Origin of the sequence: Pantoea sp. Ep11b (genome assembly GCF_040783975.1) — a bacterium.
Classification (GTDB): Bacteria; Pseudomonadota; Gammaproteobacteria; order Enterobacterales; family Enterobacteriaceae; genus Pantoea.
Genome location: NZ_CP160631.1, coordinates 3,683,967 through 3,699,389, shown reverse-complemented (window position 1 = coordinate 3,699,389; position 15,423 = coordinate 3,683,967). Strand labels below are relative to the sequence as shown.

At 59.6% G+C, this 15,423-nt stretch carries 10 protein-coding genes and 1 pseudogene; 6 read left to right on the top strand and 5 right to left on the bottom strand.

The genetic code is table 11. The features are described from left to right. Positions 1 to 3: 3 nt before the first annotated feature. Genes AB1748_RS17335 through AB1748_RS17325 form a run of 3 tightly spaced genes read right to left on the bottom strand, consistent with a single transcriptional unit; the run spans position 4 to position 1,833 of the window. Positions 4 to 702, bottom strand: a complete 699-nt coding sequence (locus AB1748_RS17335; RefSeq protein WP_293774557.1) for a molecular chaperone — start codon at positions 700 to 702, stop codon at positions 4 to 6. 23 nt (positions 703 to 725) lie between these two features. Next, positions 726 to 1,220 (bottom strand): spore coat U domain-containing protein, encoded by a 495-nt coding sequence (locus tag AB1748_RS17330; RefSeq protein ID WP_233498982.1) that lies wholly within the window; start codon positions 1,218 to 1,220, stop codon positions 726 to 728. A 43-nt stretch (positions 1,221 to 1,263) separates the two neighbouring features. Beyond that, positions 1,264 to 1,833, bottom strand: coding sequence for a spore coat protein U domain-containing protein (locus AB1748_RS17325; RefSeq protein WP_111139871.1), 570 nt, complete (start codon positions 1,831 to 1,833; stop codon positions 1,264 to 1,266). A gap of 545 nt (positions 1,834 to 2,378) precedes the next feature. On the opposite strand from AB1748_RS17325, the gene AB1748_RS17320 reads away from it, so the two are divergent. The 3 genes and pseudogenes from AB1748_RS17320 (at position 2,379) to AB1748_RS17310 (ending at position 8,281) form a co-directional block, all read left to right on the top strand. Continuing rightward, on the top strand, positions 2,379 to 4,463 hold the full coding sequence (locus AB1748_RS17320) for a bifunctional diguanylate cyclase/phosphodiesterase (RefSeq protein WP_293774558.1): 2,085 nt from the start codon (positions 2,379 to 2,381) through the stop codon (positions 4,461 to 4,463). Between the two features lie 155 nt (positions 4,464 to 4,618). Further along, positions 4,619 to 6,762, top strand: a pseudogene (locus tag AB1748_RS17315) (putative bifunctional diguanylate cyclase/phosphodiesterase). 115 nt (positions 6,763 to 6,877) lie between these two features. Next, positions 6,878 to 8,281: a PLP-dependent aminotransferase family protein gene (locus AB1748_RS17310; protein ID WP_367395825.1), complete on the top strand. Its 1,404-nt coding sequence runs from the start codon at positions 6,878 to 6,880 to the stop codon at positions 8,279 to 8,281. On the opposite strand, the gene AB1748_RS17305 is transcribed toward AB1748_RS17310, so the two are convergent. Next, positions 8,278 to 8,760, bottom strand: coding sequence for a YlaC family protein (locus AB1748_RS17305; protein ID WP_111141810.1), 483 nt, complete (start codon positions 8,758 to 8,760; stop codon positions 8,278 to 8,280). The two genes, AB1748_RS17310 and AB1748_RS17305, sit on opposite strands and share 4 nt — an antisense overlap. A 331-nt stretch (positions 8,761 to 9,091) precedes the next feature. On the opposite strand from AB1748_RS17305, the gene AB1748_RS17300 reads away from it, so the two are divergent. Both AB1748_RS17300 and AB1748_RS17295 read left to right on the top strand, forming a co-directional pair. Further along, the gene (locus tag AB1748_RS17300) at positions 9,092 to 9,703 is read left to right on the top strand and encodes a cupin domain-containing protein (protein ID WP_111141812.1); all 612 of its coding nucleotides are present in this window, start codon (positions 9,092 to 9,094) and stop codon (positions 9,701 to 9,703) included. A 269-nt stretch (positions 9,704 to 9,972) separates the two neighbouring features. Beyond that, positions 9,973 to 12,822 (top strand): bifunctional diguanylate cyclase/phosphodiesterase, encoded by a 2,850-nt coding sequence (locus AB1748_RS17295; RefSeq protein ID WP_111141814.1) that lies wholly within the window; start codon positions 9,973 to 9,975, stop codon positions 12,820 to 12,822. Here AB1748_RS17295 and AB1748_RS17290 read toward each other — a convergent pair. Next, positions 12,819 to 13,883, bottom strand: coding sequence for a LacI family DNA-binding transcriptional regulator (locus AB1748_RS17290; protein ID WP_111141816.1), 1,065 nt, complete (start codon positions 13,881 to 13,883; stop codon positions 12,819 to 12,821). The two genes, AB1748_RS17295 and AB1748_RS17290, sit on opposite strands and share 4 nt — an antisense overlap. A gap of 224 nt (positions 13,884 to 14,107) precedes the next feature. On the opposite strand from AB1748_RS17290, the gene AB1748_RS17285 reads away from it, so the two are divergent. After that, positions 14,108 to 15,418, top strand: coding sequence for an MFS transporter (locus tag AB1748_RS17285; RefSeq protein ID WP_111141818.1), 1,311 nt, complete (start codon positions 14,108 to 14,110; stop codon positions 15,416 to 15,418). Positions 15,419 to 15,423: the final 5 nt, after the last annotated feature.

Here is a 15,423-nt window from a genome sequence, read left to right as displayed (position 1 = left end):
CGCTTACTTCTGAGCCGCGCTACGCCACTGCTTTTTATTCACTTCTGCGCTGAGTTCACCACTGACCGGTGAGCTGAGGGGCCAGCGGTGATTGCTCTCCGCCAGCACGTAACCATAAAGGCCTTCTCCCAGTCGGCGACCGCCAATCGTCACATTGCTCAGCCGGGCATGGCCGTTGCCGCTGTTCGTCAGCTGAAGCCAGCGCCTGCCGCCCTCGCTGACCTGCTGCCAGCGCAGCGCCGGGCGCACGCTGTCGGCGGTGACGCCCTGACCATACACAAACAGCGGCACCGAGTAGCGCATCTGGAAAGTCAGCCCGGCCTGGTTTTCACCGGGATTGCGCGGCGTCGGGATCTCATCCAGCACCACCCGATAGGCCCGCTCTTTAGCGGCCGCAGGCGCGGTCTGTTTGATCAGCCTCACCAGCTGTTTCTGACCCGGCTCCATCCGCACCATCGGTGGACTGGCGACCACCTCCTGCTGGGTCTGATACTGCTCCTGGCCATTAATCTGCTGCCAGCTGAAGACCCGGACCTGCATCATGGTGGTGCTGTTTCCGCGATTCTCCAGCCAGAGTTCGCTGGCTTTCTCCTCGGGATTGATGGCGGGGTCGATGGGCCAGATCATCACCGAGTTAGCGGCAAAGGCCGGTGAGAGCAGGCCGGAACTCAGCAGTAACAGCAGGGCGCGCAGTGGCTTCATGTGCATATCCTTATTTTATTGCCTCACCAGCTCAGGGTGACGGTCAGCGTGTCGGTATAGACGCCCGCGCGTGCAGTGCCGGGAAGTTTCAGCTGGCCGTAGATCGGCAGCGTAATGTTGCTGGCATTGCTGTAGCTCAGTGGCACCGACTGATTAACCGGGATCACCGAGGTGCGGCTGGCGTCACTAAAGAGCGTATAGGGAACGGTACTGCTGAAACCGGGCAGCTTCAGGTTGCGGGTGGTGGTGAAATTACTGCCCTGATTGATGCTCATGTTCAGCGTGGTGCCCGGCGTACAGGCCAGGTTAATGGAGGTGCTCTGCACAAAGCTGGCGTTGACGGTATTGGCTGACACGCCAGATTGCGAACCGAAATCAAGCGCACCGAAAACGCCGGTGTTGGTGCCGGAGATCACGCAGCCTGCCACAATCGACGCGGTGACCTGGAAGGTGCTGGTCGGCAGACCCCAGGCGCGGAGGCTGCCTGTCAGCAGCGTCAGGCCACACGCGATCGTCAGGCAGGCTCGCCAGAGAACCACCTTTTCTGTCCTGCAGCAGCAGTTAATAGTTCACGGCGACGTTGATCGTATCGGTGTAAGTACCGGCAGGGATCAGCGGATTAAAACCACCGCCCACCACCCGGCCGTAGATGGCGTAGTTGGTGCCCAGCGTCGGATCGGAGGTGCCGCTGGCCGCGATCGGCGTATTGTTCGCGATTGCGGTCGTAAAAGAGGCGTCACTATAGAGGGTATAGGCGATGCCCTGCGCATTGTTCGATCCCAGCAGCAGATAGCGGGGGGAGGCAGAGGCAGTACCGTAAATCGTGGCGGGTGCCGCATTGCTGCTGGTCACCACTACGTTGTAGTCCTGACCGGTAGTGCAGCGCACAAAAATACCGTTACCCGCCGCGCCGACAAGGGTGGCATTCAGGGTATCAAAGGTGGCTGCGCTGCTGCCGAAGTTCAGGGTACCGAAGTTAACACCGGCTGTAGCGGACTGGCCATTGACCAGGCACCCGGTGGTCAGTGTCAGGGTGGCGTTGATCGTTCCCGAGGTCGTCGCCGCCTGGGTTAATGCGGGAAGGGCGACAGTAAACCCTGCAGCGGCAATAAGAAAAAGCTTGAGTTTCATAATATTTCCTTACGGATTATCGAGAGTCAGTGCTTTTTCACCCGGTGTTAATTAATAATTCAACCCAAAAAAAGGAAATAAAAACAGCAGAGCGGTCGGCGCCGCAGTCATAAGAAAAATCTTAGGCTTAAGAGTGATGATTTATATCAGTTTTACTTACTATAGATCAGTTAAAGCGTTCCGCGAAGCACGGGCTTTTATTTTTCCCTAATCTAATGCGCGTCCTGGCCGATAACCCAGTAACAGCAAGGCGTAAAGCGAGACGGCAAAACGAAATTGCCCGCTATTTTTGGCCGCTGGCACGCTTTCTGCTTCGGTGATATGTTCCTGTACCAATCAGACAAAATAACGTTTTACCGGCTGGCACCGCTGGCGGGTAATAAGATGCAGCATAGAGAAAGCCTGCGTCTGCGGGCACGTTTGGCCGGAACTTAAGAACCAAAAATACCGGCATTTATCTGCTTTCACCCGTTGGGTGCTTTTTTAATGACTTTTTAAAGACTGTACACAGCACCCGTTTTTCCACGGGTGGTGAGGAGTTATCTATGTTGCCTGTCACCTGGGATAGCGTTCTGATCTGCGTTTCGCTGCTCGTGGCCTTTATTGCCTCTTTTACTGCGCTGGATACCGCCGGACGCGTAGCGGTTTCCCGTGGCTGGCGCGCCCGGTTCTGGCTGCTGGTGGGCGGAACCACTATGGGCATCGGCGTCTGGGCGATGCATTTTATCGGTATGCTGGCGATGATGATGCCTATGACGATGCGCTACGACATCCGGCTGACGATCCTCTCGCTGCTGGTGGCGATCCTGACGTCGATGCTGGCCTTTGGTCAGACGGTGGGCGGGCTGCATCTTACCCGACAGCGACTGCTGCGCGGCAGCCTGATCCTAGGCTCCGGGGTAGTGGTGATGCACTATCTCGGCATGTGTGCGCTGCTGGTTGAACCGCGACCCGAATGGAATGGGCTGCTGGTGGCGCTTTCGGTGCTGATTGCATTTGTCGCCTCCGGCGTGGCGCTCTGGCTGGCGTTTCATCTGCGCAAGGGCGATCACCATCTGCTGCTGATGCGGGGGCTGGCCTCGCTGGTGATGGGGATCGCGATTGCCGGTATGCACTATGTGGGCATGGCGGCGGCGACATTCAGTGACGACAGTACGATGCAGGCGCACGGTCTCAGTAATCCGGGGCTGGCGGTGTGGGTGACGCTGATTACGCTCTCGATTCTGGGGATCACGCTGCTCTGCTCGATGCTGGATGCGCAGATGCGCGCCGCCCGGCTGGCGACGCGACTCAGGCAGGCGAACAAGGAGCTGCGGCAGCTGGCGCTGCATGACAACCTGACCGCGCTGCCCAATCGGGTCATGCTGGAGCAGCAGCTCGATCAGGCGATCAAAAAAGCGATGCTTAACGGGCATCGCATTGCCGTGATCTATATGGATCTTGACGGCTTCAAGGCCGTGAATGACACCTGGGGTCATCACGTCGGCGATCGGCTGCTGATGGCGGTTGCGGAACGGCTGCGCAGCCAGCTCAGCGAGACGATGCTGCTGGCGCGTCTGGGCGGTGATGAATTTGTGCTGATGGTTAAGGGATGCGATATCAGCGTGGCCTGCCAGCTGGCGCAAAGACTGGTAAACGTGATCGGCGCGCCGTTTGAATTTGACCGCTATGTCCTGCACGTTTCGCTCAGCGCGGGCATTGCGATCTTTCCCCTGCACGGCCGCAATCGTCAGGAGCTGATGTTTAACGCCGACGCGGCGATGTACCACACTAAACACAGCGGGCGCAACGGCTGGTGCCTGTTTGAGCTGGCTATGAGCGCCGCAACGCAGCATCAGCTGGAGCTGACCAACGACCTCTGGGAGGCGCTGGATCGCCAGCAGATGCGCCTGTTCTATCAGCCGAAATTTCGTTCCGGCGGCACACGCCTGATGGGATTTGAGGCCCTGCTGCGCTGGCAGCATCCGCAGCGCGGCCTGCTGACGCCTGAGATGTTTCTGCCGCGTGCCGAAAAAACCGGGCAGATTGTGGCGCTCGGCAACTGGGTGATCGAGGAAGCCTGTCGTCAGCTCAGCATCTGGCACAACCAGGGCCACAGTGAATGGACTGTCTCGGTCAACCTCTCCGCGCTGCAGTTCCATCAGCGCGATCTGCTGTTTATCCTGACCCAGACGCTGACCCGTTATCAGTTACCGGGCTGCGCGCTGATGCTGGAGGTCACCGAAGCGATCGCGATGCGCGATCCCGCGTTCAGCCAGCAGCGTATCCGCGAACTGCAGCAGGCGGGCGTCAGCATCGCGATCGACAATTTCGGCATCGGCTATGCCAATCTGCTGCATCTGAAAGATCTGGATGCCAGCGAACTTAAGATCGATCGCAGCTTTATTAACTGCCTGCGGCCCGGCAGTGAAGATGCGACGGTGGTCAGCGCCATGCTGACGCTGGCGCAGAGTCTCAACCTGCGGATGGTGGCGGAAGGTGTCGAGACGGAAGAGCAGCAGCATCTGCTCACCAGCCTGGGCTTTGATGCGCTGCAGGGCTATCTGCTGGGCAAGCCGACGCCAGCAGACCGGGTGGAAGTGTTTGGCCTCATGGCCCGGCAACCCCCGATGGCGTCGGCGTCAGGCTGACGATAATGGACGATAACGATAGGTTTCGGCACTTACAATGAGTGGAAACCTGCGGCGTTAACGGCTCATCAGCCGTCACGCCGCGCCGATAATAACGAAAACAGTCACAAAAACCTCTGTTCAACGCCAGACGCGGCTTTACCCGGGAATGCACAATGTTAGCAACCTCATACGACTCTTTTATCGTCATCGTCTCGATTCTTGTCGCGATGCTGGCCTCGTTTACCGCCTTAGATATGGCCGGCCGGGTGGTGCATTCGACCGGCAAAGTGGCCCTGGTCTGGCTGTTTGGCGGCGGTTTTTCCATGGGCATTGGCATCTGGGCGATGCACTTTATCGGCATGCTGTCGATGAACATGGATATGGTCATGAGCTACGACGCCGCACTCACGGCGTTATCGGCCGCTATCGCCGTGTGTGCCTCTATCTTTGCGCTGTGGCTGGTCTGCCATGGCGAACTGCCTCTGCGACGGCTGGCGGGGGAGCTCTCATCCTCGGCAGCGGCGTGGTGGCGATGCACTACACCGGCATGGCGGCCCTGATGTTCTCTCCTGGCATCGTCTGGAAATGGGGCTGGGTGGCGCTGTCGGTGGTGATCGCGCTGGCCGCTTCCGGCGCGGCGCTGTGGCTGGCGTTTAACCTGCGTGAAGGGAGAACCGGCCGGATCACCATGCTGCGCATCGGCGCCTCGATCGTGATGGGATGCGCGATTGCGGGGATGCACTACACGGGCATGGTGGCGGCAGAGTTTCCCGCTCACAGTCATTCCGTCGGACAGGGGGTCAACAGTGACTGGCTGGCGATTCTGGTCACGGTGGTCACGCTCTCCATCCTGGGCATCACGCTGCTGGTGTCGATGCTGGATGCGCGGCTCCAGGCGCGCACCTCGCTTCTCGCCAGTTCGCTGGCGGAGGCCAACCGCGAGCTGGCGCAACTGGCGCTGCACGATAACCTCACGCGGCTGCCAAACCGCATCCTGCTGGAAGATCGGCTGGAGCAGGCGATCAACAAAGCGAATCGCGAACAGACGCAGTTTGCGCTGATGTTTATGGATCTCGACGGCTTCAAGGCGGTGAACGATGCCTTCGGCCACCATGTTGGCGACAGCCTGCTGGTAGGCGTAACCGAGCGGATGAGTCAGCAGATGACCGGCTACTACACGCTGGCGCGGCTGGGCGGCGATGAGTTTGTGCTGCTGGCAGAAATCGAGGATCCCAACGATGCGGCGACCATCGCCGACAAGCTGGTAAAAGCGGTGGACTGCCCGTTCGATATCTCCCGCTACGAGCTGGTGGTGTCGCTGAGTATCGGCATCGCGGTCTACCCCGGCGATGGAGTGGATGAGCGTGAGCTGATGTTTAACGCCGATGCGGCGATGTATCACACCAAAAACAACGGCCGCAACGGCTACACCTTCTTCCAGCCCTCCATGAACATCCAGGCGCAGAGCCAGCTTCAGCTCAACAACGATCTCTGGCAGGCGCTGGACAATCAGGAGCTGCGGCTCTTCTATCAGCCTAAATATTGCGCCCCGCGTGGCCCGATCCTTGGTTTTGAGGCGCTGCTGCGCTGGCAGCATCCGCATCACGGCCTGCTGTCGCCCGATAAATTCCTGCCGATGGCGGAAAAGACCGGCATGATTGTCAGCATCGGTAACTGGGTGATCCACGAAGCGTGCCGGCAGCTGCGTCAGTGGCATCTGCAGGGCCATCCGGACTGGTCGATCGCGGTAAACCTGTCGCCGTTACAGTTTGAACAGGCGAATCTGGTTGAAATCGTGACAGAGGCGCTGCAAAAGCATCAGATCCCGGCTGAGCAACTGACGCTGGAGGTGACCGAAACCACCGCGATGCGCGATCCGGATGCGAGCGTGCGCATCCTCACCGAGCTGACCCGGCTGGGTGTCAAAGCCTCGATCGATGACTTTGGCACCGGCTACTCCAGCCTGCTCTATCTGAAGCGACTGCCGGCCAGTGAACTCAAGATCGACCGGGCGTTTGTCAGCGAACTGCAGCATCAGAAAGAGGATGCCACTATCGTCTCGGCGATTGTGGCCCTGGCGCAGTCGCTGCAACTGAAGGTGGTGGCCGAGGGGGTAGAAACCGCCGAACAGCAGGCTTTCCTGACCCGCCTGGGCTGCAATATGTTGCAGGGCTATCTGCTGGGCAGGCCGGTTCCGCCTGAGCGGGTGCCGGAAATGGCGAACTTTGTGGCGGAAGAGATTGAAGAGGCGGTCGCCAGCGTAAGCCACTCTGCAGACGCCGACGAGCCGCTGATGCCGCAGGTCGCCTCCCTCTGACGCGCCGCTGGCCGGGCAGAGAAGCTTCTCTATCCGGCCGATAAGCGACGCGTAGCGCCTGTCATTGATCGCTGTGCGTGGTAAAGTCTCGCGGTTAAACAAGGAGAGGTCACCCGTGGCGAAATACCAGCGATTGATGGATGAGATTCAGCAACAGATAGAGGCCGGTATCTGGCTGCCGGGCACCCGTTTGCCGTCGCTGCGTCAGCAGGTGGCGCAGCAGGGCGTCAGCCTGATGACGGTGCTTCATGCCTATGAGTTGCTGGAGAGTCAGGGCTGGATCGTCTCGCGTCCCCAGTCGGGCTATTACGTGGCGCCGCGTGCCCTGGCCCCCGCGCCGATGAGCGTGGCGATCAGCGAACAGGTCGATATCAACGACTTCGTGTTCGATGTGCTTCAGGCGACACGCGATCCCGCCATCGTCCCGTTTGGCTCCGCCTTTCCCGATCCCGCGCTCTTTCCGCAGCGCCAGCTGATGCGCTCGCTGGCGAACGTCTCACACCATCTGACCCCCACCGATGCGCTGCACAACCTGCCACCCGGCAACGCCACGCTGCGGCAGCTGCTGGCACAGCGTTATGCGCGGCAGGGCATCACTCTGTCGCCGGATGAGATTGTGATCACCAGCGGGGCGCTGGAGGCGCTGAACCTCAGCCTGCAATCCCTGACGGAGCCGGGCGACTATGTGGTGATTGAACAGCCGGGCTTTTATGGGGCGCTGCAGGCGATCGAGCGGCTCAGGCTCAAGGCGCTGGCGATCCCGGTGGACGCCAGAGAGGGCATCGATCTGGTGCAGCTGGAGGAGGCCCTGCAGCGCTGGCCGGTAAAAGCCTGCTGGCTGATGACCACGCTGCAGAACCCGCTCAGCGTCACCCTGACCCCGGAGCGTAAGCAGCAGCTGGTGGCGCTGCTGGCGCGGTATCAGGTGCCGATGATCGAAGACGATGTGTATGCCGAACTCTGGGCCGGAGATGTGCCGCCGCTGCCAGCCAAAGCCTGGGATCGTCAGGGAAACGTGCTGCACTGCGGGTCGTTCTCGAAATCGCTGGTGGCGGGATTCCGCGTCGGCTGGGTCGCCGCAGGCCAGCATGCGCAGCGGATCCAGCGCCTGCAGCTGATGAGTACGCTCTCAACCAGCGCGCCGATGCAGCTGGCGCTGGCCGATTTTCTCGCCACGCGGCGTTACGACACCCACCTGAAACGGCTGCGGCAGATTCTGGTGAAGCGACAGCAGATGGTGCGTCAGGCGTTGCTGAAGGTGCTGCCGCTGCATGCGACGGTCAGTGAAGCCCGCGGGGGGTACTTTCTCTGGGTGACCCTGCCTGAACGTATTGATACCACCCGGCTCTATCAGCAGGCGCTGGCGCTGGGGATCAGTATTGCACCGGGACAGCTATTTTCGGCAGGCGAGCAGTTCCGTCACTGCTTCAGGCTGAACACCGCCTGGCCGTGGGATAGTCGGGCCGAGGCGGCAATCGAAACGCTGGGGCAGTTGATGGCGGAAGGGCTGGCGGATTAAACGTTCGCCGCCTGCTGGTGGCCCCAGGTCAGGTAGTAGACATCGTAGAAATCCACTTCCCCTTTTTGCGTCAGCAGACGCTGGATGCCGCTCTTCACCCGCTCCGGCGTATCGGGCAGGGAAAGGATGCGTGAGATGGCCTGCTCACGCACCGGCTGAACGTAATACCATTCGCCGTTGTAACAGACACGCAGGTCGAGCGCATCGATATCTTCAAAGCGATACTTCGGGTTGATATCAAGCAGCATCAGCAGGCTCATCACCAGCACAAACACGGTAGCAAACCAGAAGGCAGGCCAGCCCAGCATCTCGGTGGTGAAAATCAGCGCCACGCAGAGGCCGTAGCAGAGGTACATCACGGCCCAGAGACCTGGATGGTTTTTCAGAAACGAGAGGCTGAAGCGCGGCAGGTTGTCGCGACGTTCTTCACGGTTAAGCGTGGCGATCTCGTCGATCAGGATTTGTTTAATAGCGTCCATTAGTTACCTCACTGTCATCTGTTAGCTATTACAACAGATAACAGTCAAGCACATCAGAAACAGATCTGCGCATTTTATATATAACAGTTAAGCAACCGGCTGCCGGAACGTGCGCGGCCCGAAACGGGTTCTGCGGCGGGCTGACAATTTGCAACACTTTAGCGCAGCAAGAACCGCTCTCCGCCGTCATCCCGGCACAGTCTGGCCCTACAGATCGCGACACATTTGGCTTTAGTCAGCAATATCAGTTAATTATCACAATTCTGCTGGCTGGCGCACATTGCATTGTGGCCGGGGTTTGCCACACTTAGAAAAAAGCCGGAGAACCTGTATGCGAGCCCCATCCTCCAGTCTGTTATTAATGATGTCTTTTGCCGCAGGCACCTTCTCGGCCGGGGCCTCTGACAATCCGCAGCACCTGATGCTTGCCAGCCCCTCGGGTGGCGTGCCCAACAATCCGTTGCCGCTGATCATCTGGCCGCGCGTGGTGCCGGAAGATGAAGAGATTGCGCTCTGGTTTGAGAAAACCTTTGAAGAGAACGGCTGGCCGCCAGCCTGGCGCTACCCGATCTACCCTTACACCCACTACCATCCCAACACCCACGAACTGCTGGGCGTCGCGGAAGGCTGGGCGGAAGTGCTGTTCGGCGGCGATTCCGGCCGGATGGTCACATTGCGCGCCGGAGATGCGGTACTGATCCCGGCGGGTGTCGGCCACCGGCAGGTCAGCGCCAGCGACGACTTTATGGTGGTGGGCGCCTATCCCCGTGGCATGTCACCCGAGACGTTACGCGATGAGCCTGCGATGCTGCAGCGATCGCAGGAGCAGGTAAAAAACGTGCCTCTGCCCACGCAGGATCCCTTTACCGGTAAAGAGGGCGCGTTAACGGAGATCTGGCAGCCCATTGCGGCAATGCATTTGCAGCAACAGACCGACTTTTAGACGCCTGTCAGCCCTGGCAAATAAAAGCGCGCGAGCCGTCCCGCGCTTTTTTCTGGCTGCCGGAGCCTGCTGTCACGATGCACTATCTGCACCCATTTCCGCTGCGGCACCATTGAACATTTGCTCACCGCTGCCGATAACCCTCCTGTTAAGACTCACTATTTTTCTTAATACGCTTGTCTTTGCCGGCCTTTTCCGTTTTAGTCCCGGCCAGCGTATTAACAGAATTTCAGGCCCACATCCGGCTTCCGAGTAGCAGGCAAATAACAATGGATAATCACTCAGATGTCATGTATCGCATGCTGGTACACAGCGTGATCGACTACACGATCACCATGCTTAAACCGGACGGAACGGTCGCCAGCTGGAACGACGGCGGTCAACAGGTTCTGGGTTACCAGCCTGACGAAATCATCGGACAGTCCGTCGCCCTGTTCTACAGCGAAGAGGATCGTCGTCGCGGTTATCCGCAGCGGGATCTTGAGAGGGCCGTCAGCACCGGACGTGCTGAAAGCGCAGGCTGGCGCTGCCGTAAAGATGGCAGCACCTTCTGGGCCGAGGTGATGATCTATCCGATCCGCGACGAGGCGGCTCATCTGCTGGGATTTTCGCTGGTCTGCCGGGACTGTACCCGGCAGCAGGAGCAGCAGCGAAAAGAGCGTGAGCAGGAGATGCGCTTCCGTCTGCTGGTCGAGGGCGTCACCGATTACGCCATCTATATGCTCGATCATGACGGCAACGTAGTGAACTGGAATGCCGGCGCGCAGCGTGCCAAAGGCTATGTGGCGGAAGAGATCGTCGGTCAGCACTTTTCCCGATTCTACAGCGCCCAGGATCGCCTGAATCATATTCCCGATCAGAACCTGCAGACCGCGTTCCGCACCGGCCGTTTTGAAGATGAAGGCTGGCGCTATCGCAAAGATGGCAGCGCCTTCTGGGCGCATGTGGTGATCGATGCGATCCGCGACGATCAGGGCAAACTGCTGGGCTATGCCAAAATCACCCGCGACTGCACGGAGCAGCAGCGCATCCGCAGAGAGCAGCAGCAGCAGGAGCAGCGTTTCCGTCTGCTGGTGGAGGGCGTTACCGACTATGCCATCTATATGCTGGATATCGACGGGGTCGTGGTGAACTGGAACGCCGGTGCGCAGCGGGCCAAAGGCTACCGGGCAGACGAGGTGGTGGGGCAACACTTTTCGCTGTTTTACAGTGCGCAGGAGCGGCTCAACAGGACACCGGAAGCGAACCTCGGCATTGCGCTGAAGACCGGCCGCTTTGAAGATGAGGGCTGGCGTTACCGCAAAGATGGCAGCGCCTTCTGGGCGCATGTGGTGATCGATGCCATCCATGACGATGAGGGTAAACTGGTCGGTTTTGCCAAGATCACCCGCGACCGCACGGAACGCCGTGAACAGGAGCAGCAGATCCTGCGCGCCCGCGATCTGGCGGAAGCGCAGAGTGCTCAGAAAACCGCGCTCTCCCGCTTTCTGGATAACATCATCGCCAACATCCCCTCCTGCGTGATCGTTGAGGATGCGATCACGCGCGAGATCCTGCTGGTCAATGACCGCACGCAGCAGCTGTTCGGCCTGTCGAAAACGCTGATCGTCAATAAGCGCCCGCATGAATGTATGTCGCCTGAACTCAGCGACTACTTCAACAATCTGGCCGATGTTGCGCTGCGCAGTGAGGGCGTTCATGAGCGTGAGCAGCTGCTGATGACTGCCAGCGGCGAACGGATCCTGCACTCCCGTGCGAAAGCGATTACCGGGCAGGATGCGCGGCGCAACTATCTGATGCTGCTGGTGGAGGATGTCACCGACCAGCGCGCCGCCGATGCCCGTATTCACCATATGGCGCATCACGACAATCTGACCAGCCTGCCGAACCGCATCCTGTTTCGTCAGCGGCTGAGCGAAGCCCTGCGCATCGCCGGTCAGACAAAGCAGCAGAGTGCCGCGCTCTGCCTTGACCTCGACCACTTTAAAAATGTGAACGACGCGCTGGGTCACCAGATCGGCGATGAGCTGCTGCGCAGCGTGGCAAAGCGGCTGCGCAGCGCGCTGCGTGACCAGGATACGCTGGCGCGCATCGGCGGCGATGAGTTCGCCATTGTGCTGCCGTCGATCGCCAGCAGTGATGAGGCGAGCATTGTGGCGAGGCGCCTGATTGAGGCGATTCGTCCGCCGGTCAACATCGAAGGTCATAATCTGTCGGTCGGGCTGAGTGTGGGGATTGCGCTCAGCACCACCATCACCAATACGCCCGAGCAGCTGCTGCGCTGTGCAGACATGGCGCTGTATGAAGCCAAACGCAACGGCCGCAACCGCTACGAGCACTTTACGCTGGAGATGGATGATCAGGCGCGCAGCCGGCGGCTGATTGAGAACGATCTGCGTGATGCCATCAGCGGCGGGCACCTGCGGCTCTACTATCAGCCGATCACCAACGGCGATCATCACACCATTATTGGCTACGAGGCGCTGATGCGCTGGCACCATCCGATCCGTGGCCTGATCATGCCCAACGACTTTATCCCCATTGCCGAAGAGACCGGCCTGATTCATATGCTGGGCGCGTTCGCGCTGTATGAAGCCTGCCGCGAAGCAGCGAGCTGGGAAGGGGAGCAGTCGGTTTCGGTCAACCTTTCTCCGCTGCAGTTTAAAAACAGCTCGCTGGTGCCGGTGGTGGAAGGTGCCCTGAGGGAGTCAGGGCTGGACCCGGCGCGGCTGGAAGTGGAGATCACCGAATCGGTGCTGCTGGATGATTCGCTGGGCAATATCCGCACCCTGCAGAATCTCAAGGCGCTGGGCGTGCAGATTGCGCTGGATGACTTCGGCACCGGCTATTCGTCGCTGAGCTACCTGCGATCCTTTCCGTTCGACAAGATCAAAATCGACAAGTCATTCATTAACGATATGGGCGACAGCCGCGAGGCGCTGGCGATTATCCGGGCCATCACCGGCATGAGCCGCAGTCTGGATATCCAGATCACCGCCGAAGGGGTGGAGAGCGATGAGCAGTTCGCGCGGCTGCGCGACGAAGGATGCACCCTGTTTCAGGGCTTCCTGTTTGGCCGCCCTCAGCCGTCGGAACTGCGGCTTAAAACGCTGGATTAATCGTAGAGGCCATGCTGCTGAACCGGCGCATGGCTGAGATTATCCCGAATGCGGCGCACCGAATCGCGTACCACCAGCCTGCCATTCAGCAGCAGGCTGCCCGTGGGGGTAGCGGGATTCAGGCGCATCTCCTGCAGCAGCTTTACGGCGGCGGCTCCCAGCTCATCCCGTGGAACCTGCACCGAGGTCAGCGGAATATCGTGGATGGTCGCCAGGTTAAAGCCATCCATACTCATCACCGAAATATCCTGCGGCACCCGCAGTCCGGCCTGTTGCAGCGCACTGACCGCCCCGGCGGCAATGTAATCCCCGCTGGCGAGGATCGCAGTGGGGCGCAGCGTGTCCGGGCAGTGGCGCAGATAGTCACCGAGGCGTTCCGCCGCCTCATGGCTGCTGAAGCCGTTCAGAGTCAGCAGATGCTGGCGGCTGTCAAAGCGCAGATTCATCGCGTGCCAGGCGTCACGGACCCCCTGCAATCGCTGCTCCATGGTGTAGCGGCGCAGACAGTGCAGCGACAGGATCTGCCGGTGCCCCTGCTCAAACAGGTAGCGCGCTGAAAACTCGCCAATCAACTGGTGATGGGGGGAAACCGAAGGCAGGCGCATACGGCGATCGCGGGCGTTGATCAGCACACAGGGTTTATTCATCTCTGCCGCCAGCTGATGAATATGCTCATCATCAATGCCAATCAGCACGGCCGCTTCGGTCTGCTGCATTTTATCGATAAACCGCGCGGCATCACTTTCCAGCTCATCCAGCGGGCAGAAGCGCAGCCGTACCTCATGCGGCTCCACCGCCTGGCTGATCCCCTGAATCACCTTGTAATAGAAGATGTCGCTGCGCACGTCAAAGGCGCGAGGCGGAGCGAAGACCATCAGATCATTCAGCAGCAGGCGACCGCTGTGCAGATTATTCAGCACGCCCTGCTGCTGCGCCACGGCCAGCACTTTATCGCGGGTCGCGGGCCGGGTATTGGCTTTACCCGCCAGCACCCGCGACACCGTACTGATGGAGACGCCGCTCAGGGCCGCAATTTCACTGACTTTCAGCCTTTGTTTCATTCTGTGATCGCCTTCAAATCTGCCAATGAAAAATTTTTCATAGCCTGCTAAATCGCTTCAGATAAGAGTCTGGAGGCCATTTTTCGCCCCTGTTAAGCCTGCCATGAAAAGAGTTGCAAAAAAGAGGCTGTACCCGCGTTTCGCACTTTTTTAAGTTCGAAAAAAAGGACACGCGGTACGCCAGCAGGCGGTGTGCGTAATCAATGGTAATAAGGAGTGGCACGATGAGCCTCGAATCGACAACCAAACCCATTAGTGCTTCGCGCACGGTGCGCGTGATTAAAAATTTACGCTGGTGGATGCTGGGGATGTTTCTGCTGGGGGTAACCGTCAACTACATCACCCGCAACTCGCTCGGTATTCTGGCACCGGAGCTGAAAACCAGCCTCAACATGACCACCGAGCAGTACTCCTGGGTGGTGGCCGCGTTCCAGCTGGCCTACACCCTGTTTCAGCCGCTGTGCGGCTGGCTGATCGACGTGATCGGCCTGAAAATGGGCTTTCTGATCTGCGCGCTGGTCTGGTCGGTGACCTGTCTGCTGCATGCGGGCGCAGGAAGCTGGCTGCATCTGGCCCTGCTGCGCTTTGTGATGGGCGCATCGGAAGCGGCGGCGACCCCGGCTAACGCCAAAGCCATCGGTGACTGGTTCCCCAAAAAGGAGCGGCCGGTCGCTGCGGGCTGGGCGGGGGTTGGCTTTTCGATTGGGGCGATGCTGGCACCACCGATCATCTATGTCGCGCACGTTACCTTTGGCTGGCAGGGCGCCTTCCTGCTGACCGGCGGGCTGGGGCTGCTGTGGGTCGGACTCTGGTGGTGGGGCTATCACTCGCCTCAAAATCATCCCCGTCTTTCTGCGGAAGAGCGCGATTTTATTAATCAGGACAATGAGGCCGTCGGCGAAAAGCTGCCGTTCTTCACCGCGCTGAAAGTGATCGGCAAAGAGAAAAAATTCTACGGCATCGCGATCCCGGCCTTTCTGGCCGAACCGGCCTGGGCAGTGCTGAGCTTCTGGGTGCCGCTCTATCTTGCCAATGAGCGCGGCATGGATCTCAAACAGATCGTGATGTTCGCCTGGCTGCCGTTTCTGGCCGCCGATCTCGGCAGCGTGGCCAGCGGCTATCTGACCCGACTCTATGTGCGCTGCTTCGGCATGACCCGCGTCAATTCGATTGTCGCCAGCTCCGTGACCGGCGCGCTGCTGATGGTCTCGCTGGCGCTGATGACCCTGGTGAAAGATCCCTGGCTGGCGATCGCCCTGATCTCCGTGGGGGGCTTCGGACATCAGGTGATCTCCTGCATGTTGAGTGCGCTGGTGGTGGAACGGTTTGATCGCCGCCAGATGGCCACGGTCAACGGGATGCGCGGCTCCTGCGCCTGGATCGCCAGCTTTATCTTCTCGCTGATTATCGGTGTAACCGCCGATACCATCGGCTTCAATCCCCTGTTTGTGGCGATGGGCTTCTTTGACCTGATTGGTGCTGTTTTCCTGGTGATGCTGATCGCCGAACGCCGCCAGCGCCCTGCTAACCTGTAAGGATA